The organism is Stenotrophomonas sp. P5_B8 (assembly GCF_054049855.1).
In genome coordinates this window covers 19,948-41,299 of record NZ_JBFULO010000002.1, presented here as the reverse complement: position 1 = coordinate 41,299, position 21,352 = coordinate 19,948, and the positions used below count along the sequence as shown (strand labels likewise).

General features: G+C 68.8%; 19 protein-coding genes. 9 read left to right on the top strand and 10 right to left on the bottom strand.

The genetic code is table 11. The features are described from left to right. Both ACXJKH_RS00265 and ACXJKH_RS00260 read right to left on the bottom strand, forming a co-directional pair. The coding region (locus tag ACXJKH_RS00265; RefSeq protein ID WP_457317841.1) for a beta-propeller domain-containing protein at nt 1-1,489 on the bottom strand (1,489 nt) is incomplete at its 3' end. A 204-nt stretch (nt 1,490-1,693) separates the two neighbouring features. Continuing rightward, nucleotides 1,694-2,383 carry a glutathione S-transferase N-terminal domain-containing protein gene (locus ACXJKH_RS00260; RefSeq protein ID WP_457317840.1) on the bottom strand — a complete coding sequence of 230 codons (690 nt, stop codon included), beginning with the start codon at nt 2,381-2,383 and terminating at the stop codon, nt 1,694-1,696. Nucleotides 2,384-2,492: 109 nt separating this feature from the next. On the opposite strand from ACXJKH_RS00260, the gene ACXJKH_RS00255 reads away from it, so the two are divergent. Both ACXJKH_RS00255 and ACXJKH_RS00250 read left to right on the top strand, forming a co-directional pair. After that, on the top strand, nt 2,493-3,128 hold the full coding sequence (locus ACXJKH_RS00255) for a TIGR00645 family protein (protein ID WP_457317839.1): 636 nt from the start codon (nt 2,493-2,495) through the stop codon (nt 3,126-3,128). A 187-nt stretch (nt 3,129-3,315) separates the two neighbouring features. Then, a complete protein-coding gene (locus tag ACXJKH_RS00250; protein ID WP_457317838.1) occupies nt 3,316-4,332 on the top strand; it encodes an energy transducer TonB in 1,017 nt (338 codons plus the stop codon). 264 nt (nt 4,333-4,596) lie between these two features. Here ACXJKH_RS00250 and ACXJKH_RS00245 read toward each other — a convergent pair whose 3' ends face one another. From ACXJKH_RS00245 to ACXJKH_RS00230, 4 genes are all read right to left on the bottom strand, one after another. Next, nucleotides 4,597-5,781, bottom strand: coding sequence for an ABC transporter permease (locus ACXJKH_RS00245; RefSeq protein ID WP_256774834.1), 1,185 nt, complete (start codon nt 5,779-5,781; stop codon nt 4,597-4,599). After that, nucleotides 5,778-6,524, bottom strand: a complete 747-nt coding sequence (locus ACXJKH_RS00240) for an ABC transporter ATP-binding protein (RefSeq protein ID WP_457317837.1) — start codon at nt 6,522-6,524, stop codon at nt 5,778-5,780. Before ACXJKH_RS00240 ends, ACXJKH_RS00245 begins: the two co-directional genes overlap by 4 nt. Further along, entirely contained in the window at nt 6,521-8,032 is a 1,512-nt protein-coding gene (locus tag ACXJKH_RS00235; protein ID WP_457317836.1) for an alpha/beta hydrolase, read from the bottom strand. Before ACXJKH_RS00235 ends, ACXJKH_RS00240 begins: the two co-directional genes overlap by 4 nt. 107 nt (nt 8,033-8,139) lie before the next feature. Then, on the bottom strand, nt 8,140-9,306 hold the full coding sequence (locus ACXJKH_RS00230; RefSeq protein WP_457317835.1) for a GGDEF domain-containing protein: 1,167 nt from the start codon (nt 9,304-9,306) through the stop codon (nt 8,140-8,142). 259 nt (nt 9,307-9,565) lie between these two features. On the opposite strand from ACXJKH_RS00230, the gene ACXJKH_RS00225 reads away from it, so the two are divergent. Next, nucleotides 9,566-10,726, top strand: coding sequence for a lytic polysaccharide monooxygenase auxiliary activity family 9 protein (locus ACXJKH_RS00225; protein ID WP_457317834.1), 1,161 nt, complete (start codon nt 9,566-9,568; stop codon nt 10,724-10,726). Nucleotides 10,727-10,773: 47 nt separating this feature from the next. Here ACXJKH_RS00225 and ACXJKH_RS00220 read toward each other — a convergent pair whose 3' ends face one another. Further along, complete coding sequence (locus ACXJKH_RS00220; protein WP_256774839.1) at nt 10,774-11,523, bottom strand: ferredoxin--NADP reductase; 750 nt, start codon at nt 11,521-11,523, stop codon at nt 10,774-10,776. 104 nt (nt 11,524-11,627) lie between these two features. On the opposite strand from ACXJKH_RS00220, the gene ACXJKH_RS00215 reads away from it, so the two are divergent. The 4 genes from ACXJKH_RS00215 to ACXJKH_RS00200 are packed head-to-tail and all read left to right on the top strand — an operon-like array spanning nt 11,628 to nt 15,227. Continuing rightward, nucleotides 11,628-12,587: an ABC transporter ATP-binding protein gene (locus ACXJKH_RS00215; RefSeq protein WP_256774840.1), complete on the top strand. Its 960-nt coding sequence runs from the start codon at nt 11,628-11,630 to the stop codon at nt 12,585-12,587. Then, nucleotides 12,584-13,384 (top strand): ABC transporter permease, encoded by an 801-nt coding sequence (locus tag ACXJKH_RS00210; protein ID WP_256774841.1) that lies wholly within the window; start codon nt 12,584-12,586, stop codon nt 13,382-13,384. Before ACXJKH_RS00215 ends, ACXJKH_RS00210 begins: the two co-directional genes overlap by 4 nt. Further along, entirely contained in the window at nt 13,384-14,322 is a 939-nt protein-coding gene (gene panE / locus ACXJKH_RS00205) for a 2-dehydropantoate 2-reductase (RefSeq protein ID WP_457317833.1), read from the top strand. The genes ACXJKH_RS00210 and panE overlap by 1 nt, the downstream gene beginning before the upstream one ends. A gap of 2 nt (nt 14,323-14,324) precedes the next feature. Then, nucleotides 14,325-15,227: an NAD-dependent epimerase/dehydratase family protein gene (locus ACXJKH_RS00200; RefSeq protein ID WP_457317832.1), complete on the top strand. Its 903-nt coding sequence runs from the start codon at nt 14,325-14,327 to the stop codon at nt 15,225-15,227. 334 nt (nt 15,228-15,561) lie between these two features. On the opposite strand, the gene ACXJKH_RS00195 is transcribed toward ACXJKH_RS00200, so the two are convergent. Then, nucleotides 15,562-16,377, bottom strand: coding sequence for a TatD family hydrolase (locus ACXJKH_RS00195; RefSeq protein ID WP_457317831.1), 816 nt, complete (start codon nt 16,375-16,377; stop codon nt 15,562-15,564). A 102-nt stretch (nt 16,378-16,479) separates the two neighbouring features. Between ACXJKH_RS00195 and hrpB the strand changes: the two genes are divergently transcribed. Together hrpB and ACXJKH_RS00185 are read left to right on the top strand one after the other, a co-directional pair. Beyond that, nucleotides 16,480-18,984, top strand: a complete 2,505-nt coding sequence (gene hrpB, locus ACXJKH_RS00190) for an ATP-dependent helicase HrpB (RefSeq protein WP_457317830.1) — start codon at nt 16,480-16,482, stop codon at nt 18,982-18,984. Between the two features lie 184 nt (nt 18,985-19,168). Further along, on the top strand, nt 19,169-19,558 hold the full coding sequence (locus ACXJKH_RS00185) for a hypothetical protein (protein ID WP_256774846.1): 390 nt from the start codon (nt 19,169-19,171) through the stop codon (nt 19,556-19,558). A gap of 133 nt (nt 19,559-19,691) precedes the next feature. On the opposite strand, the gene ACXJKH_RS00180 is transcribed toward ACXJKH_RS00185, so the two are convergent. Together ACXJKH_RS00180 and ACXJKH_RS00175 are read right to left on the bottom strand one after the other, a co-directional pair. Then, entirely contained in the window at nt 19,692-20,231 is a 540-nt protein-coding gene (locus ACXJKH_RS00180) for a pseudouridine synthase (RefSeq protein ID WP_457317843.1), read from the bottom strand. Nucleotides 20,232-20,402: 171 nt separating this feature from the next. Then, on the bottom strand, nt 20,403-21,266 hold the full coding sequence (locus ACXJKH_RS00175; protein ID WP_457317842.1) for a class I SAM-dependent methyltransferase: 864 nt from the start codon (nt 21,264-21,266) through the stop codon (nt 20,403-20,405). Between the last annotated feature and the right edge of the window lie 86 nt (nt 21,267-21,352).

Genomic DNA, 21,352 nt, shown 5'->3' with positions numbered 1-21,352 from the left:
CGGCAGCGGTAAGCGTGCCGAACTCGACCGGGCGCTGCGCATCCAGGTAGCGCGCGTAGGGGTGCTGCGGATCGCGCAGATTGTTTTCGACCAGGGTGGCGATCTTCTCGCCGTTGGCGCGGAACAGGGCGATCTGCGGCGGGGTGGAGGTGTTGGACCAGCTGTCCACGTAGACGCTGGCATTCTTGGCGAAGCTGGCACTGTGCATGCCCGGTGCCTGCGACAGGCGCTGCAGCGTGCCGCCCTGCAGCGGCACGGCGTAGATCTGGCTTTCGCGCGGCGAATCGACACCGGCGCGGAAGTACACCTTGCCGGCGGCTTCGTCCACGGCCAGCAGTTCATCGACGGGCCAGTGACCGCTGGTGAGCGCGGTGACGGTCTTGCCGTCGTCGGAGACGCGGTACAGATGCTCGAAACCGCTGCGCTCGGACGACCACACGAAGCCGCCCTGCTTCAGGAAATGCAGGCTGTTGTGCAGCGGCACCCAGGTCCTGGAGGTTTCGGTGACCAGCGTGTGCTGCTGGCCGCTGGCCAGATCGGCCTGGATCAGTTCCAGGCGCTTCTGGTCGCGCGACTGGCGCTGGAAGGTCAGGCGCTGCGGATCGCGCCAATCCACCCGTGCCAGGTAGATGTCCGGGTTGCGGCCGAGGTCGATCCAGCGCGGTGCGGCATCGGCCTTCGGCGCGATCACCGCGAGCTTGACGGTGACGTTGTGGTCGCCGGCCGCCGGATAGCGCTGCTCGATCATCTCGGTGCGGTCGGCATACATCTCATAGCGCTTCTGCACCGGCACCGGGCTTTCATCGATGCGCGCAAAGGCGATCGCCGAGTCGTCCGGCGCCCACCAGTAACCGGTGTGGCGGTCCATCTCCTCATCGGCAACGAATTCGGCCACGCCGTTGCCGATGGTGTCGCTGCCGTCGCCGGTGAGCTGGATCTGCTTGCCGCTGGCCAGGTCGATCACCCACAGGTTGCGCGCGCGCACGAAGCTGACGAACCCGCCCTTGGGCGAGAGCTTGGCATCGGTGGCGAACCCTTCGCCGTGGGTGAGCTGGCGTACCGCCGCCTTGCCCTGTTTGCTCAGGTCGTACAGGTAAAGCTCGCCGCCGAGCGGAAACAGCAAGGTGCGTGCGTCGGGCGACCACTGGTAATCGACGATCCCGGTCATCGCGGCGATGCGCTGGCGCTCGCGGCGGGCTTTTTCGGCATCGCTCAGGGTTTCTTCGCCCGGCAGCACTACCTTGGAGTCGACCAGCAGGTGGGTCGTGCCGCTGGCGATGTCGTAGGCCCACAGGTCCAGCTGGTTGCGGTCGGCGTCCTTGCCGCGCAGGAAGCTGACCTGCGAGCCGTCCGGGGCGACCTTGGGTTTCATCAGGGTCGGGCCGGACAACGGCAAGGGGCCGGTGATGGCCTCCAGGGTCAGCTTTTCGGCGTGGGCGAGCGTGGTCGAAGCGAGCATGAGGGCAAGTGAAGCAAACAGGTGGCGCATGAAGGATTCCGGCAGCGTCTGGACGTTCCCCGCCCGCGCGGGGCGGACGGGGAGCAGTTCATCCTAACCAAAAGCCTTGCGCCCGTGCCGGCGGTTGGGCGGGGTGCGGCTGCGGCGGGCGTTTTGGGGAACCGGCCAGCGGCCGGCACTACCCTCTGGGTCGGTGGGGATGTCTGGAGCGGGGCGGCGGCGGGTAGTCCCGGCTCAGCGCTGGCCGAACAGGTGCCTGCGCTCTTCCTCGCTCAGCGGCTTGCCGGCGTCCGGGTTGACCTTCTGGCGCAGCGCATAGGCGCGCTGGGTGGCCGGGCGCGCGGCGATGGCCTCGTGCCAGCGCTTGAGGTGCGGGAAGGCGGCGAAATCCACCGGCAGCTTTTCGTATGCCCCGATCCACGGGTAACTGGCCATGTCGGCGATGCTGTATTCCGCACCGCCGAGGAAAGCGCTGTCGGCCAGGCGCTTGTCCATCACCCCGTGCAGGCGGCGCACTTCGTTGTTGTAGCGCTCGATGGCATAGGGAATCTGCTCGGGCGCATACACGTTGAAGTGGCCCATCTGCCCGCTCATCGGGCCCAGCCCGGCCATCTGCCAGAACAGCCACTCCAGCACCGCCACCCGGCCGCGTGCATCGGATGGCACGAAGCGGCCGGTCTTCTCGGCCAGGTACAGCAGGATCGCGCCGGACTCGAACACGCTCTGTGGGGCGCCACCGTCGGCGGGCTGGTGGTCGACCAGGGCCGGCATCTTGTTGTTGGGCGAGATCGCCAGGAATTCGGGCTTGAACTGGTCGCCGGCGCCGATGTTGACCGGCTTGATCTGGTACGGCAGGCCCAGCTCTTCCAGCAGCAGCGTGACTTTGTGGCCGTTGGGGGTGGGCCAGTAGTACAGGTCGATCATGGCGGCGCACTCGCGGATGGGTAAGTCTGGAGTCTAGTGCGTCGGTTGGGTGGCGGGGTCACGGCGGACCCGTTAACCTGCCGCGTCCCCCGCAACGCAGCATTCCAGCATGAGCGCCCCCGAAAAGCCCATCAGCCCCCTGTCGTCCCTGATCTTCGCCTCGCGCTGGCTGCAGCTGCCGCTGTACCTGGGCCTGATCCTGGCGCAGTGCGTGTATGTGTTCCTGTTCGGCAAGGAACTGTGGCACCTGCTGCACAAGGCCAACAGCATGGGCGAGCAGGAAATCATGCTGCTGGTGCTGGGCCTGATCGACGTGGTGATGATCTCCAACCTGCTGGTGATGGTGATCGTGGGCGGCTATGAGACCTTCGTCTCGCGCCTGCGCCTGGAGAACCATCCCGACCAGCCGGAATGGCTCAGCCACGTCAATGCCAGCGTGCTGAAGGTGAAGCTGGCGCTGTCAATCATCGGCATCTCCTCGATCCACCTGCTCAAGACCTTCATCGCCGCCGGCAGCCTGGACAGCCTTCCCTCGTGCAACAGCGATGTCTACATCCAGGCGGTGGCCAGCGCCGTTGCAGCCGCCGGCCCGAGCGCCGCAGTGGCCTTCAAGTGCACCGCGTTCACCTCCACCGGGGTGATGTGGCAGACCATCATCCATGCCGCCTTCATCCTGTCGGCGATCGGCATCGCCTACACCGACAAGCTGATGAGCGGCACGCCCAGCAAGACGCTGTCGCACTGACGCTTGCCCGGCGGCGCCGGCATCGGTCACGATGCCGGCCTGCCCTCGCCGCCCGGCCCCCGGCCGGGCGAGGGGGTGCTAGATTGCACACCTGCAGTACTGCCGTGGACGTCGGGAAACGTCCATGGGCCTCGGCCAGCCTGACCGCATCGGGCCTTACGTATCGTCGTCTTCAAAGGGGAGTTGGATGTCGCACGTCAACACGATCGCCAAGGCGCGCCTGCTTGCGCCGCTGACCCTGCTGGTGGCCCTGGCCGCCTGCTCGGGCAAGGACGAACCGGCACCGGCCGCGCCTGCCGCAGGGACCGCCACCACCGCCACGCCGGCGGCGCCGGCCGCACCGGCGGTCTCGGCCAAGGTGCAGTCGATGGGCACCGACCAGCTGCGCGACCTGGCCAGCCAGGCCCTGCGCGAAAACCGCATGTACGCCCCGGCCGGCGACAACGCCATCGAGTACTACCTGGCGCTGCGCGACAAGACCCCCGATGACGCCTCGGTCAAGAGCGCGCTGACCGACCTGCTGCCCTACACCCTGATCGCGGCCGAGCAGAGCCTGGGCCGCGAGGACTTCGCCGAATCGCAGCGGCTGGTCGCGCTGATCGAAAAGGTCGACGCCACCGCACCGGCGCTGCCGCGCCTGAAGCAGGGCATCAGCGGCGGCATGCAGACCGCGCTCAAGCGCACCCAGGAAGAGACCGACAAGGTCAAGAAGGACGCCGAAAGCCGCACCAAGCAGCTGGCCGACCAGCAGCGCCAGGCCCAGCAGCAGGCCACCGAAGCCGAAGCGGCCCGCACCATCGCCGCCCAGCAGGATGCCGCCCGCCGCGACGGCGAGCGCCAGGCCGAGCGCCAGGCCGCGACCCGCCGCGAGGCCGAACAGCGCCAGCAGGCCGCCGCCGCCCAGCAGGCCACCGCTGCCCGCCAGGCCGCTGCACCGGCCGCCGCCGCACCCAGCCTGCGCCCGGTCAGCACCCCGGCCCCGCGCTACCCGGCCGAGGCGCTGCGGTCGGGCACGTCCGGCGAAGTGCTGGTGGAAATCACCGTCGGCACCGACGGCTCGGTCACCAACGCCCGCGTGCTGCGCGCCACGCCCTCGCGCGTGTTCGATCGCGAAGCGCTCAACGCGGTCAAGCGCTGGAAGTTCGAACCGGTCGGTGCACCGGTGACCACGCGTCGCACGCTGGCCTTCGCGCCGGGCGGTTGATCGCTGGCCGATCGCGGTAACAAAAAGCCCGGCGTGCGCCGGGCTTTTTGTTGGTTCCGTGTTTCTCGTTGCAAGGCAGCCACGCATGGCGTGGCTCTACCCGGGTTCGGGGCCGGTAGAGCCACGCCATGCGTGGCTGCACTACCAACCGCAAGCACCTGAACCATCGGCGGGGGATCACAACCCATCCGCGGATTGCGCCCTTGGCTCCAACGCGAGCATCGATAGCGGGGCGATGGCAGCGTCGCCATCGCCCCGCACGACTCACCCCGAAATCGCCAACCGCTCCTGGTGGTAACGACGCACCGCCGCGTACCACAGCACCGCCGCCAGTCCGAAGCCAGCGGCCAGGTACACGCCCCACATCTGCGCGCTGATCGGCTCATGGCGGATGATCTTCAGCAGCATCTGGTTCTGCGCCAGGAACGGCACCGCGAACTGCCACAGCTCACTCTTCAGCGGGTACACCATCAGCGCATACCCGGGCAGCATCGGCAGCAGCATCAGCCAGGTCATGTGGCTTTGGGCTTCCTTCATGCTCTTGGCCGCCGCCGACAGGAACGTCAGCAGCGAGGTGCCGATGAACAGCATCGGCAGCATGATCAGCAGCATCTGCAGCATCGGCAGGAAGCCCATGTTGAGCTGTCGCCCTGCCCCGCTGCTGGACACCTGCGCACTCAGCTTGAACGCCAACAATGTCAGCAGCAGCGAGGCCATGCCCACCATGCAGGCGGCGGCGATCTTGCCACTGACGATGGCACTGCGCGGCGCCGGGGTGGCCAGCAGCGGCTCCAGCGACTGGCGCTCGCGCTCGCCGGCGGTGGTATCCATCACCAGGTAGGCGCCGCCCAGGAACGAGGTGATGGTCAGCAGTACCGGCAGCAGGTAGGACAGCACCTGACCGCGCTTGGCCTCGGCGGTGGCCAGGTCCTGCGTGGCCAGCTCCAGCGGCCGGGCCACCTGTGCATCCACGCCACGGGCGAGCAGGCGCAGCGCACCCACCTGCTGGTTGTAGCCGGCCAGCGCGGTCTGCAGGCGCATGCTGGGGATGTCGGCGGCGCGGCGGGTGCTGTCCTTGACGATCTCCACCAGCGCCGGACGCCCTTCGGCCCAGTCCTCGCCGAAGTCCGGGCTGATCCGCAACGCGACGTCGATCTGCTGGTCGCGGATGGCCTCGGTCAGGTCCTTGGGGGCATCCACCGCATTGAGTCCCTGCGCGGCCAGGAAGCGCACCAGGTTGGGCGCGTGCTCGCGACCGATGGTGGCGATGTCCAGTGGCTTGTCGATCTGGGTCTTGACCCGGCTTTCGGCCAGCTTGCCCATGCCCAGGATCAGGATCGGGTACAGCAGCGGGCCGAGCAGCAGGGTCAGCGCAAGGGTGCGGCGGTCGCGGGAAAGATCGCGCAGTTCCTTGCGCATCACGGTCAACAACGTGGCGAACGAACTCATGCGTGCAATCCTTCTTCCGAACCGATCACCTTGACGAAGGCATCTTCCAGGTTGTCTTCCCCGGTCTGTGCGCGCAGCTCATCGGCCGTGCCGGCGGCCATCACCGTGCCGTGGGCGATGATCACGATGCGATCACACAGCGCGGCCACCTCCTGCATGATGTGGCTGGAGAAGATGACGCAGCGGCCCTCGTTGCGCAGACCCCGCAGGAAGCCGCGCAGCGCGCGCGTGGTCATCACGTCCAGGCCGTTGGTGGGCTCGTCGAGGATGACGTTGCGCGGGTCGTGCACCAGCGCGCGGGCGATCGCGGTCTTGGTGCGCTGGCCCTGCGAGAAACCATCGGTCTGGCGGTCCAGGATGTCTTCCATGTCCAGCGCCTGCGACAGCACCTGGGTGCGCTCGCGGATCTGCGGCCCGCTCATGCCGTGCAACTGGCCGAAGTAGGCGATGTTCTCGCGCGCGGTCAGGCGCTTGTAGACCCCGCGCGCATCGGGCAGCACGCCCAGCCGGCGGCGCACCGCCACCGCGTCGGCAGCCGCGTCGATGCCATCGACCATCACCCGGCCTTCGTCAGGCGTCATCAGCGTGTACAGCATGCGCATGGTGGTGGTCTTGCCGGCGCCGTTGGGSCCGAGCAGGCCGGTGATCTGGCCGTCCTCGGCATGGAAGCCGACGTTGTTCACCGCCTTGATCAGGCCGGTCTTGGTCTTGAAGGCTTTATGCAGGTTCTCGGCGACGATCATGGTGCCCATCCGTTGAACGAAGTGAAGGCCGGCACCGGACTCAGCGCGTCCAGGCAGGTGGCGTCGAGCGACGTGGCGTCGGCCTTGTCCATGAACTGGCCGAGCAGGCGCGGCATGCAGCCAGCGTTGAGGGTGCCGTGGCCCTGGCCCTTGGCGACCAGATGGCGGCCGTTGGGCAGGGTCTTGAGCACCTGCTCGGCGTAGCGCGGCGGGGTGACCGGATCGAACTGGCCCGACAGCAGCAGCACCGGCAGGTCGCTCTTCAGCGGGGCGGTGAAGTCCTTCGGGCGCGTGCCGACGTTCCAGCCCGGGCACGCGGCGAAGAACATGCGCGCCACTTCCGGCCCGAGCAGGCGATCATTGACGGCCGGCTYCTGGTAACGGTCGGCATCCTCGGCGCAGATCACCGACCACTGCATGCCCCGGTTCATCTGCACCCCCAGCGTGCGACCGGCCATCCTGCTCAGCGACATCAGCGGCGCGTAGCGCGCGTGCGCGGCCTCGTCGAGCACCACCGGCAGCAGCGAGGACAGCTCGGGCATGTACGAGAACATGAAGGCCAGGCCGGTGACCGAGTCGGCGGTGAGCACGTCGCGCTTGGCCTCGGCGGTGCCCGGGTCGCGGTACTCGACCTCGACCGGGGCCTTGGCCAGCGCGGTCATCACGTTCTTCAGCTGGGTGCGGGTATCGACCGGGAAGCGCTTGGCGCACGCGGCGTCCTTGCGGCACTGCTCGGCCTGCAGGTCGATGGCCGTTTCGAAGGTGTCGGCGAAATCACCGCCCACCACCACGTCGTTGGGGGCCACGCCGTCGATCACCACCGCACGGGTGTGCTGCGGGTAGTGCGCGGCGTACTGCTGGGCCACGCGGGTGCCGTAGGAGCCGCCGATCAGGTTGATCTTGTCCGCGCCCAGGGCCGCACGCACCGCATCGATGTCGCCGATGGCCTGGGTGGTGGTGTAGAAACGGGTGTCGGCGCGATCAGCCAGCGATGCGGCGCACTGCCGGGCGAAATCGGCGATCAGCTGGGTGGACGGGGTAGCGGCGTCATCGAGCGCCATCTCCTTGCCGTCGGCGCCCACGCAGGTCAGCGGATTGGATTTACCCGTGCCACGCTGGTCGACCAGGATGATGTCGCGCTGCTTGCGCACTTCGCGCAGGGCCAGGTTGATCACCGCCGCCACTTCAGTAGCCGCCTGGCCCGGCCCGCCGGCCAGGAAGAACACCGGGTCGTGCTTGCCCTCGCCTTCGTTGCTGGTTTCCAGCCACGCGATATTCAAGCCGATCTTGCGACCGGTGGGCGCGGCCGGGTTCTCGGCCACCTGCAGGGTGGTGCACTGGGCTTCGACGTTGTCGCTGGCCTGGGTGCTGGTCAGCGTGCACGGCTTGAACGTCAGTGTTCCGTACTGGCGTTGCGCGCCCTCCGCCGGGGTATCCGGGGTGGCCTGGCAGGCGGCCAGCAGCAGCAAGGCTGCTCCGGTCGCCAAGGGACGGCAGGAAACTCGCATGTTCGATCGCATCCTGGATTGAAGGGTCTCAGCATGCCATGACGGCGGGGCGCGCTGGATGTGACGCGCACACTGCCGCGAGTACCGATGCCGTGCCTCGGCCAGGCTCAGGCAGTCACTGGAACCGCGCTGACGGTGCGGTCGCGGCCGTCGGCCTTGGCCTGGTAGAGCGCCCGGTCAGCGGCGGCCAGCAAGGCCGCCAGGTCGTGCGCCCCAGTGTCGACAGCCAACCCGATGCTGGTGGTGACCATGACCGGCACATCGCCCAGGCAGGCGGGGCAAGCCTGCAGCTGCGCGCGGATGTGGTCGGCCTGTTGCGTGGCCCGGGCATGGTCGGCGCCCGGCAGCAGCAGCACGAACTCCTCGCCGCCGTAGCGGCCCAACAACGGCTGCTGCCCGGCCAGACTGCTGGACAGGACCGTGGCGAAGTGGCGCAGGACCTGGTCGCCCGCGATGTGCCCCCAGCGATCGTTGACCTGCTTGAAGTGGTCTACGTCCAGCAGCAGCAGGGCCAACGGTTGCTGTTGCCGCTGGCACTGCTGCAGGCACGCCTGGCCATCGGCCAGCACCRCGCCGCGGTTGAGCAGGCCGGTCAGTCCATCGGTGCGTGCCGCGCGGCGCAGGTCGACCAGCATCTTCTCCACCAGCAGCAGCACCAGGGCGAAGCAGCGGGCCAGTTCCAGGAAGATGCCCGCGAGGTAAGTGGCAAACATCGGCGCGCCAGCCCGGAAGATGTCCTGCCCGGCATCGGGCGCCACCGGCAACCACAGCCGCACCAGGTACACCATCGCTTCAGCCCCGAAGATCGCCGCGGCCAGCCAGCAACTGGTGCGCTGCTCGGGCGGTGCATGTCGGACCAGCATCCAGGCCATCCAGCTGTTGACCAGGACAGAGAACAGGCTGGCCACGTTGAGCCGGACGGCCAGGTTCGGTAACGGCACCACGAACACCACGATGCCGGCTACGTACGCACCGGCCAGCAGCGCCGGCTGCCAGCTCGGCAGTCGCCGCTGCAGGTGGCGCGCCACGCCGTACAGCATCGCCACCGCCGACAGCGCCAATACCGCATTGCCGAAGATCACCAGCGGCACCACCGGCAACTGCGCACGCAGCGCCACCGAGGTCAAGCTGAGCGCCAGCAGCCACAGACTGGCCGTCCACAGGCGCAGCGCCGGTTGCCCGCGCAGGACCAGCAGCAGGAGTGAAAAGCCCAACGCAATGCCCAGGCACAGCAGGTAGCCGAGGACCGCGACGGTGGGGAAATCCAGGGACATGCGGCCTCGGGCATCGGAACGGCGCGCAGTTTAGCGTGCGCGGCGGCGTGGCAAAGCCGTCGCGGTATCGACGCCATTCCGCAACGTTCTGGGATGCGCTGCCCAGACGCACATTGATGACTGTCCCAACGCGCATCCACTGCAATAAATCCCATTAGGAATTTCCTGACAGCGCCAGATACTCGGCGGCGCGCGCCCCATCGCCCCCGCCGACGCACCGATGCCGGCCGCGCCTTTCATCCCTGCTTACGGAGACACCATGACCTCTCGACATTCCCGTTCCCTGATCGCGCTGTCACTGGCGCTGGGCGGCCTGGCGGCCGGCGCGACCGCGCACGCCCACGGCACCATGACCACGCCGATCAGCCGGGTGTACGCCTGCTTCCAGGGCAATCCGGAAAACCCGACCAACCCGGCCTGCGCCGCCGCCAAGGCGGTTGGTGGCGCCCAGGCGTTCTACGACTGGGCGGGCATCAACCAAGCCCACGCCAACGGCAATCACCAGGCCGTGGTGCCGGACGGGGCGCTGTGCAGTGGCAACAACCCCACCTTCCGTGGCCTGGACCTGGACCGCAGCGACTGGCAGCGCACGCCGATCCAGGCCGATGCCAATGGCCGCTTCACCTTCGTATTCAAGGCCTCGGCACCGCATGTAACGCGTGACTGGCAGTTCTTCGTCACGCGCGAGGGCTGGCAGCCCGGTTCACCGATGGGCTGGGGCGACCTGGAGAAGTTCTGCACGCTGGGCAATACGCCGCTGTCGCCCGATGGCACCTACACGCTGGAATGCCAGTTGCCCAGGCGCACTGGCCCGCATGTGATCTACAACACCTGGCAACGTGCCGATTCCGGCGAGGCGTTCTACACCTGCATGGACGTGCGCTTCGACGGCGACGGCGGCACGCCCCCGCCCGGCTGGCAGGACGCCGGTCCGCTTACCGCACGCGGCGAACTGCCGGTTGGAACGGTGTTGTCGCTGCGCGTGTTCACTGCCGCCGGGCAGGACGTGGAAACGGTGCAGGCCACGCTGGCCAGCGGCCAGACCGCCCCTGCGCAGTGGCCGCTGCAGTTGGCCCGGCAGGTCAACGCCAGCGCCACCCACGCGCGGGTGGGGGTGATGCGCGATGGGGTGGTCACGCCGATAGCCTCGGCCACCGACAACCGCGTGTACCTCTCGGCGGGCCACCGGTTCCAGCTCGATGTACGGACACCGGAAGTGCCGCCGCCGGAGGGTGACTACGATTTCGTCTACCCCGCCGGTATCGGCCGCTACATTCCGGGCCAGACCGTGGTGAAGGGCAGCGATGGCCAGCTGTATGCGTGCCGGCCGTTCCCGGAAGGCGCCTGGTGCAACACCGACGCCGACGCCTACCGCCCCGGGACCGGAYCGGCCTGGCGCGACGCCTGGATTCCGTACTGAGTGCACCACCGGGGGCGGCGTTGGCTGCCCCCGGTCAGCGCAGCGGCCTACTTGCTACTGACGTACTTCTCCCGCCGCACCTGCGGCGTCGGCAGCCCCGCCTCTTTCAACGCCTCGAACGTCGCATCCACCATGTCCGGGTTGCCGCACAGGTAGGCGATGTCGGTGGCCGGGTTGGGCGCGAATTCGGCCAGGTGCTGCTGCACGTAGCCGTGGCGCACGTCCGGGTGCGGGTTGTCGGGCAGCTCGCGCGACAGGCACGGCACGTAGCGGAAGCCCGGGTGGGCGTCGGCGAAGGCGCGGAAGTCGTCGCTGTAGAGCAGTTCGGCCGGCGTGCGGGCGCCCTGCAGCAGCACCACGTCGACACCACGCTCGGCCATGGCGGTGGCCAGCAGCGGCAGCATCGAGCGGTAGGGGGTGACCCCGGTGCCGGTGGCGATCAGCAGGTAGCGCGCGTTGTGGTCGCCCGGCTGCAGGCAGAACCGGCCGAACGGGCCGCTGGCGGTGACGTGGCCGCCGATGTCCAGGCCCTCGAACAGGGCCGTGGCGGCGCCGCCGGGGACGAAGCTGACCGCGATATCGACCGCTTCGCCCGCGCCGAGGGCGTGGTTGTGAATGGTGGCCAGCGAGTAACTGCGCTTGGTGGCGGTGCCGTCGGCGTACTCGAAATGGACCTGGATGAACTGGCCGGGCTGGAAATCCAGCGGCTGGCCGTCATCACGCAGGAACTGGTAGTGGCCGACGGTCGGGGCCAGCATGCGCCGGTCGACCAGTTTGAGGGGGAATTGGGCAGGCACGACTTTTCGGGACAGTGTGTAGCCGGGGCAAGCCCTCGGGGTCTTCTATAATAGCCGCTCCCCGCCCCTATCCAGCGCCAGCCCGCAGGCGCGAAGGCAAGAGCTTGGCTTCCCAGAACACTCCCGCGACCGGTACGGCCCCCGCCCTGCGGGTCCGCGACCTCCGTAAAACCTACGAAAACGGCACCCAGGCCCTGAAGGGCGTCTCGCTGGACGTCCTCCCGGGCGATTTCTTCGCCCTGCTGGGCCCCAACGGGGCCGGCAAGTCCACCCTGATCGGCATCATCAGCTCGCTGGTGAACCTCAGCGAGGGCCAGGTCGAGGTCTTCGGCAGCGACCTGGTGCGCAACCGCAGTGCGACCATGCGCCTGATCGGCCTGGTCCCGCAGGAGATCAACTTCAACCTGTTCGAGAAGCCCTTCGACATCCTGGTCAACTACGCCGGGTTCTACGGCGTGGCCCGCGCCGAGGCCGAGAAGATGGCCGAAGAGGAGCTCAAGCGCGCGCATCTGTGGGAGAAGGCGCAGGTGATGAGCCGTACCCTGTCCGGCGGCATGAAGCGCCGGCTGATGATCGCCCGCGCGATGATGACCCGCCCGCGCCTGCTGATCCTGGATGAGCCCACCGCCGGTGTGGACATCGAGATCCGCCGCGACATGTGGCGCGTGCTCAAGGAGATCAATGCCGCCGGCACCACGATCATCCTGACCACGCACTACCTGGAAGAAGCCGAGCACCTGTGCCGGAACCTGGCCATCATCAACCACGGCCAGATCGTCACCCAGGGCCCGATGCGCGAACTGCTGGCCAAGCTGGACGTGGAAGGCTTCCTGTTCGACATCGACGGCAGCCTGCCGGCCCAGCTGCCGGAAATCGAAGGCGCCATCCTGATCGCCACCGACAGCCACACGCTGGATGTGGACATGCCGCGCGCGATGGACCTCAACCGGGTCTTTGACGCCTTGAACGCCGCCGGCATCCGGGTGCGTTCGATGCGGACCAAGAGCAACCGCCTGGAGGAGCTGTTCGTGCGCCTCACCGGCAACCAGGAGAACGTGGCATGAGCAGCACCCCGACCCCGGTCCTGACCGACGGCCAGCGCAACCGCATCGCGCTGATGACCATCGTGCGCCGCGAAGTGGCGCGCATCCTGCGCATCTGGGGCCAGACCCTGGTGCCGCCGGCGATCACCATGACCCTGTACTTCCTGATCTTCGGCGGCCTGATCGGCTCGCGCGTGGGCGAGATGGGCGGCTACAGCTACATGCAGTTCATCGTGCCGGGCCTGGTGATGATGAGCGTGATCCAGAACAGCTATGGCAACATCAGTTCGTCCTTCTTCGGCGCCAAGTTCGGCCGCCATGTCGAAGAGCTGCTGGTGAGCCCGATGCCGAACTGGGTGATCCTGTGGGGCTATGTGTCCGGCGCGGTGCTGCGCGGCCTGATGGTCGGCGTGATCGTGCTGATCATCGCCATGTTCTTCACCCCGGTGCGCATCCCGCATCCGCTGGTGACGCTGACCACGGTGCTGCTGGGCGCGACGATCTTCTCGCTGGCCGGTTTCATCAACGCGGTGTACGCCAAGAAGTTCGATGACGTGGCGATCGTGCCGACCTTCATCCTGACCCCGCTGACCTATCTGGGCGGCGTGTTCTACTCGGTGAAGCTGCTGCCGACCTGGGCCGAAGCGGCCACCCATGCCAACCCGATCTTCTACATGGTCAACGCGTTCCGCTACGGCCTGCTGGGCACCAGYGACGTGCCGCTGTGGGTGGCCTACGCGCTGATGCTCGGCTTCGTGGTGGCGCTCACCGCGCTCGCGCTGTGGCTGCTGAAGCGTGGTGTGGGGATGCGGAGCTGATGCGCATCCTGATCCTCGGCGCCGGCGGTACCGGCGGTTATTTCGGTGGTCGCCTGGCGCAGGCCGGCGTGGACGTGACCTTCCTGGTACGTCCGGCGCGTGCAGCCCAGCTGGAGGCCGAGGGTCTGGTGATCCGCAGCCCGCTGGGCGATGCGGCGTTCGCGGTGCAGCACGTCAGCGCCGAGGCATTGCCCGCGCTGGCGGCGGCGCAGCCGTTCGACCTGGTCATCCTGAGCTGCAAGGCCTATGACCTGGACAGCGCCATCGAGGCCATCGCGCCGGCGATGGGGCCGCGCACCACGGTACTGCCGATCCTCAACGGGCTGCGCCATTACGCCGCTCTGGATGCGCGCTTCGGCCGCGATGCGGTGTTGGGCGGGCTGTGCTTCATCAGCGCGACCAAGGCCGCCGATGGCGCGGTGCTGCATCTGGCGCCTGCGGCCAAGCTCACCTTCGGCGAGCGCGACGGCACCGGCAGCAGCGCGCGGGTGCTGGCGCTGGCGGCGGCCTGCGTGCAGGCCGGCGTGGACCATGTGGCCAGCGATGCGATCGGCCAGGAGCAGTGGATCAAGTACACCTTCCTGACCACCCTGGCCGCATCGACCTGCCTGATGCGCGCCGATGTCGGCACGATCGTGGCCACCGATGATGGCGCGGCGATCGTGCGCGGGCTGTACGACGAATGCCTGGCCGTGGCCGACGCCGCCGGTGAGCCGATTCCCGCCAAGGCGCGCGAGATCGCCCTGACCGCGACCACCCAGGCCGGTTCTGTGCTGAAGGCCTCGATGCTGCGCGACCTGGAAGCCGGCCAGCAGGTCGAGGCCGAGCAGATCGTCGGCGACATGCTGGTCCGCGCGCGTGCCGCCGAACAGGCGGCGCCCCTGCTGGCCGTGGCGTATGCGCACCTGCAGGCCTACCAGCAGCAGCGCAAGGGCTGAGCATGGCCGCCGACACCGCGCCGGCACGCGTGCTGGTGCTGGGCCTGGGCTACGGCGGGCGACATCTGGCCGCGCTGCTGCAGGCACACGGCATTGCCTGTAGCGGCACCGTGCGCGATCCCGCCACCACGCCGGCCGACGGCGTGCCACGCCATCGTCTGGCCGAGGGATGCGCCCTCGATGCGGCGTTGCGTGAGGCGATCCGAACCGCCGATGCGATCCTGTGCAGTGTCCCGCCCGATGCCGACGGCGATCCCGCCCTGCGCCTGCTCGGCGAGGCGCTGCAGGATGCACCGTCGCTGCGCTGGGTGGGCTACCTTTCGTCGACGGCCGTGTATGCCGACCGCGATGGCGGCTGGATCGACACGCACGCGACGGCCGATGCCACCGACGACACCGCACTGAAGCGCCTGCGCGCCGAACAGCAGTGGCAGGCCTTCGCGCGGGCGCACGGCCTCGCCTCGGCGGTGTTCCGGCTGCCCGCCCTGTACGGACGCGGACGCAACGCGCTGGTGCAGTTGGCACAGGGCAAGGCGCGGCAGGTTGTGCGTCCGGGCCAGGTATTCAACCGGCTGCACGTCGAAGATCTCGCCACTGCGGTGCTCGCAGCGATGCGCCGGCCGCGGGGTAACGCGCTGTATCTGCCGGCCGACAATGAGCCGGCTCCGCCGCAGGACGTGCTGGCCTATGCGGCGGCCCTGAGTGGCCTGCCGCTGCCTGCGCCGCAGGCCTGGGATGATCCGGCCGTCCCTGCTTCTCTGCGGCGCTTCTATAGCAGCAACAAGCGCATCGACAGTCGCGGCACACGCGAGGCATTGCAGTGGCAGCCGCGGTTCCCGACCTACCGCGAAGGCTTGACCGATGCGTGGGCGGCCGGCGACGGGCGCGTCACCGCGAACCGGTAGAGCCGAGCCATGCTCGGCTGCTCTCCGTTCCGGTACCCGGGTGGCCGGCAACAAATACGTCTGGTGTGGGCCGCGCGTCGCGCGGTTGCCGAGCATGGCTCGGCACTACCGGATCGGGCAATAAATACGCCCGGTGTGGGCCGCGCGTCGCGCGGTTGCCGAGCATGGCTCGGCACTACCCGATCGGGCAATAAATACGCCCGGTGTAGGCCGCGCGTCGCGCGGTTGCCGAGCATGGCTCGGCACTACCGGATCGGGCAATAGATACGCCTGGTCTGGGCCGCGCGTTGCGCGGTTGCCGAGCACGGCTCGGCACTACCGACGCCGGGGCGGGTCAGGCTGCGTCGGGCAGGCGGAAGAACGTGCGCGTGGCCGCCGTCGCATTGGCTGCCGTGACGTCCACTTCCTCGCCACGGTCGCGCGCCAGCTCCTCGACGATATGCGACAGGAACATCGGMTCGTTGCGGCGGTCCTTGGGCATCGGCTTGAGCGAGCGTGGCAGCAGGTACGGCGCGTCGGTCTCGATCATCAGGCGGTTGGCCGGGATGTGCCTGACCAGCTCGCGCAGGTGGCCACCGCGGCGCTCATCGCACAGCCAGCCGGTGATGCCGATGTACCAGTCCTGGTCCAGGTAATCGAACAGTTCCTGGCGCTCGCCGGTGAAGCAATGCACCACCGCCGCGCCGAGCTTGCCGTCGAAGTTCTTCATCTGCGCCATGAAATCGGCGTGCGCGTCGCGCTGGTGCAGGAACAGCGGCTTGCGCGCGCCATTGGCGGCCCGCACGTCGCTGGCCAGCTGCAACTGGCGTTCGAACGCGCGGTGCTGGGCCGGGCGCGGGGCGAAATCGCGGAAGTAATCCAGCCCGCATTCGCCCACCGCSACCACCTCGGCATGCGCGTGCAGCGCACGCATCTCCGCATCACACGCGTCGGTGTACTCCACCGCGTGATGCGGATGCACGCCGGCGGTGGCGTACAGGAACCCCGGGTGCTGGCGCGCCAGCTCCAACGCCATCGGCGAGTGCTCGCGGCTGGCGCCGGTGATCACCATCTGCACCACGCCGGCATCGCGCGCGCGCGCCAGTACGGCGTCGCGGTCGCGATCGAAGGAATCGTGGGTGAGGTTGGCGCCGATATCGATCAGGTGCATGGGGGGCTACAGGACAGTGAACCCGTCCATTCTAGCGTGCCGCCTGCACGGCCCCGGCGTACACGTCTCGCCGCCCCCGCCCACGGCCCGTATCCTTGGCCCATGAGCACGCCGATTTTCCCGATCTCCCCGCTGCTGCCGCAGATCCTCGCGCATCTGGCCACCCATCCACGGCTGGTGCTGGAAGCGCCACCCGGTGCGGGCAAGACCACCCAGGTGCCGCTGGCGCTGCTGGACGCCCCATGGCTGCAGGGCCGCAAGATCCTCATGCTGGAACCGCGCCGGGTCGCCGCACGCAGTGCCGCGCAGTTCATGGCGCGCCAGCTGGGCGACGAGGTCGGCGGTACCGTCGGTTACCGCATCCGCTTCGAGAACAAGGTGTCCGCACGCACGCGCGTGGAAGTGGTCACCGAAGGCATCCTGACCCGGATGCTGCAGGACGACCCGATGCTGGAGGGCGTGGGCGCGCTGCTGTTCGATGAATTCCACGAGCGCCACCTGGCCGCCGACCTGGGCCTGGCCTTGGCGCTGGATGTGCAGGCGCAGCTGCGCGAGGACCTGCGCATCGTGGTGATGTCGGCCACGCTGGATGGCGAGCGCCTGGCGCAGTTCCTGGAGGCGCCGCGCCTGAGCAGCGAAGGCCGCAGCTTCCCGGTGGTCATCAGCCATTTCCCCGCACGCCGCGAGGAAGCGCTGGAGGCGCAGGCGCGCCGCGCGGTGGAGCAGGCGTTGGCCGAACATCCCGGCGACGTGCTGGTGTTCCTGCCCGGCCAGCGCGAGATCGCGCGTACCCAGGCGGCGCTGGAACAGGTGCTGCCGCCGACGGTGCAGGTGTTGCCGCTGCACGGCGAGCTGCCGGTGGAGCAGCAGTCGCGCGTGCTGCAGCCCGATCCGAACGGCCAGCGCCGGGTGGTGCTGGCCACCAACGTGGCCGAATCTTCGGTCACCCTGCCCGGCGTGCGCGTGGTGATCGATGCCGGGGTGGCGCGGGAACCGCGCTACGACCCCAACAGCGGCTTTGCGCGTCTGGATGTGGTGAGCATCGCGCAGGCCTCGGCCGACCAGCGCGCAGGACGCGCCGGACGCGTTGCCGACGGCTGGGCATGGCGGTTGTGGCCGCAGTCGCAGCGGCTGGAAGCGCAGCGACGGCCGGAGATGGTGCAGGTGGAACTGGCGTCGCTGGCACTGGAACTGGCCGCGTGGGGCAGCGATGACCTGCGCTTCGTCGACGCGCCGCCGGTCGGCGCCCTGGCCGCCGCCCGTGAATTGCTGCAGCGGCTGGGTGCGATGCGCGACGGTGGCGCCCTGACCGCGCTCGGCCGGCGCATGCTCACCCTGGGCACGCACCCGCGGCTGGCGGCGATGCTGCTGGCAGCCGAAGGCGGCGTCGAACAGGCGCTGGCCTGCGACCTGGCCGCACTGGTGGAAGCGCGCGATCCGCTGCGCCAGGGCGGCGATGCACTGGCCGCCCGCTGGCGTGCGCTGGCCGCGTTCCGGCAGGGGCGCGCACCGCACGACGCCAACCGCGGCGCCTTGGCCGCCATCGATGCGGCCAGCAAACAATGGCGACGCCGCCTGCGTTGCGACACCGCGCCGCCGGCCTCGGTGGAGGCGCATCGGCTCGGCGATCTGCTCGCCCATGCCTTCCCCGACCGCATCGCCGCGCGCCACCCCACCGACCCGCTGCGCTACCTGCTGGCCAACGGTCGCAGCGCGCGCCTGTTCGATCCCAGCGACCTGCGCGGCGAACCGTGGCTGGTGGCGGTGGAGCTGCGCTTCGAGGCACGCGATGCGCTGCTGCTGCGCGCCGCGCCGGTCGATGAAAACCGGCTGCGGCGTGATTTCCCCGAGCGCTTCCAACAGGAAGACGTGGTGCGCTGGGACGCCGACAAGCGCGCGCTGGTGGCGCGTCGTGAGACCCGCTTCGACCGCATCGTGCTCGACAGCCGTTCGGCCGGGCGCGTGGATCCGGCCCACGCCGCGCAGGCGCTGACCGAGGCCGTGGCCGAACTGGGGCTCGAAGCGCTGCCGTGGACCGACGGCCTGCGCCAGTGGCAGGCGCGCGCGCTGGCGGTACGCGCGTGGATGCCCGAGCTGGAACTGCCCGATCTGTCCGATGCGGCCTTGATGGACAGCCTGCCGCGCTGGCTCACGCCGGCCTTCAACGGCAAGACGCGTCTGGATGCGCTGGACGAGGCGAGCCTGGGCGAGGCATTGAAGTCGCCGTTGCCGTGGGCGCAGCGTCAGTTGATCGATCGCCATGCGCCGGTCCGCATCGCCGTGCCGTCGGGCATGGAGCGGGCGATCCACTATGCCGTCGATGCCGATGGCATCACCCCGCAGCCTCCGGTGCTGGCGGTGAAGCTGCAGGAACTGTTCGGCCTGGCCGACACCCCGCGCATCGCCGACGGACGCATTCCGCTCACCCTGCATCTGCTCTCGCCGGGTGGACGCCCCTTGCAGGTCACCCAGGACCTGCGCAACTTCTGGGCGAACACCTACACGGACGTAAAAAAGGAAATGAAGGGGCGCTATCCCAAGCACCCGTGGCCGGACGATCCGTGGACGGCGACCGCCACCCATCGGGCCAAGCCGCGCGGGACATGATGCCGCCGGCGGCGCGCCCTCACGCGCCCGGCGCATTCATGGCTGGCGGCTGACCGCGTCATCCGGTGCCACGGCGGTGGCCCTGAGGAGCGGCTACAGTCGTCATCCGGTCGTGGCTGGCGGATAACACGCCCTACACGGCCCAAGGGCGACACTGGACCAGAACCGAGGCAAAGGACCCCCCATGAGCAGATTGACTGTGATTACCGACCGCGCCCTCGAGCGCGCCCTGGACCTGGCAAGCACCGCCGGTGACGGCCTCAAGCATGCTGGCAGCAACCTGCGCCACTTCGGGCCGCAGGCGACCGACTGGATCAAGACCGGCGCGGCGCTTGGCGCAGTGAAGACCGGCAGCAAGGTGGCCGCCAAGGTGGTGCGTCGCAACCCGGCCGTGACCATCGCCGCTGCCGCCGTCGGCGTGGGCCTGCTGGGCTACGCGCTGTACCGCAAGCAGCAGAAGAAGAAGCTCGCCAACGGCGAGGTGGTGAACGGCCAGGCGCAGCGCATCAGCGCCCGCAACCGTCGCGCCAGCACCGTGGTGGACGAACACAGCGACATCGGCAGCGACGCCTGATCCTTTCGGGTCAGCGTTGACGCATCGAAACCGCCGGCAACGCCCGGCGGTTTTTTTTGGGGCGGGGTAGAGCCACCCCATGGGTGGCTGCGTTTTACGCCCGGCACAGCGCGCAGMCCCCCATGGGGTGGCGCTACCGGATCTCGCGCCATTGGCCGGGTTGCAGGTCATCCAGCGCATGCGCGCCCATCGACACCCGCACCAGCCGCAGCGTGGGTAGGCCCACGGCCGCGGTCATCCGCCGCACCTGGCGGTTGCGCCCTTCGCGCAGGGTGATCGCCAGCCAGGCATCGGGGACGGTCTTGCGGAAACGGACCGGCGGATCGCGCGGCCACAGCGTCGGTGCAGGGTCCAGACGCTCCACGCCCGCCGGCAACGTCGGCCCATCGTTGAGCGGTACGCCACGCCGCAATGCCTGCAGCTGGTCGTCGCTGACCGTGCCTTCCACCTGCACCCAATACGTTTTGTCCGCCTTGTGCCGCGGATCGGTGAGGGTGTGCGCCAGGCCACCGTCATCGGTGAGCAGCAGCAGGCCCTCGCTGTCGTAGTCCAGCCGTCCGGCCGCATACACCGCCGGCGGCAGGCCGAATCCGGCCAGTGTCGCGCGCGGCGGCTGGCTGCGGTCGGTGAACTGGCACAGCACGTTGAAGGGTTTGTTGAAGGCGATCAGCATGGCGGAGCGGGCGGCAATGGAGCCGCCATTGTCCCATCCCGTAGCCTCGGGCGGGCGTGCCGCCATGGCTGCGGCAGTGACGCCTGATCGACGATGCGGCGCGGCAGGCATCGCACGGGACGACCTGCACGTACCGACCTGCGATCGGTACGTGCGCAGCCGCGACCGGTATCAGCCCTTGGGCTTGATGAAGCGCAGGGTCATGCGGTCGCTTTCACCGATGGCCTGGTACTTGGCCTCGTCGGCGGCKTCGTGCTGGTTGGTCGGCGGCAGCGTCCATACCCCGTTGGGGTAGTCCTTGGTATCGCGCGGGTTGGCGTTGATCTCGCTGCTGCCGGCCAGTTTGAAGCCGGCGGCCTCGGCCATCGCGATCACCTCCTTCTGGCCCACATACCCGGTCTTGTCATCGGCGGGCACGTCGGCCTTGGCGCGGTGCTCGACCACGCCGAGCACGCCGCCGGGCTTGAGCACGCTGTAGAAGCCCTTGAACATGCCTTCGGCCTGGTTGGCGCTGCGCCAGTTGTGCACGTTGCGGAAGGTCAGCACCACGTCGGCGGAATTGGCCGCACCGAACACCGGCGCGGTCGGGTTGTAGGCAACCAGCGTGGCCTTGTCGTACACCGCCGCGTTGCCGGCGAACTTTTTCTCCAGTCCCTCGCGGCTGCGCTGCTGGTAATCGCGGCCACGGCCCTCGGGCACGGCCATCGGATCAACCACGGCGGCCACGTAGCTGCCCTTGCCGCGCAGCAGCGGAGCGAGGATTTCCGAGTACCAGCCGCTGCCGGGGGTGATCTCGATGACCGTCTTGCCCGGTGCCACGCCGAAGAACGACAGCGTCTGCGCAGGATGGCGATACGCATCGCGCTTGACGTTGGCCGGATCGCGATGGCTGTCCTGCACGGCCTTCTGCACGGCCGGGGTAATGGCAACCTGCGCGTTCGGGCCGGCAGGCTTGATGGCCATCGCGGGCGCGGCGAGCATCAGGGTGGAGACGGTGAACAGGCAGGCACAGGTCAACGAACGGGCTTTCATCAGCGGAGCTTCCGGTAGCGGGATGCCGCGAGACTAGCAGCCAGGCGTGCACAGGTGTTCACAAAACGTTAGTGCGACGCAGCAATCCG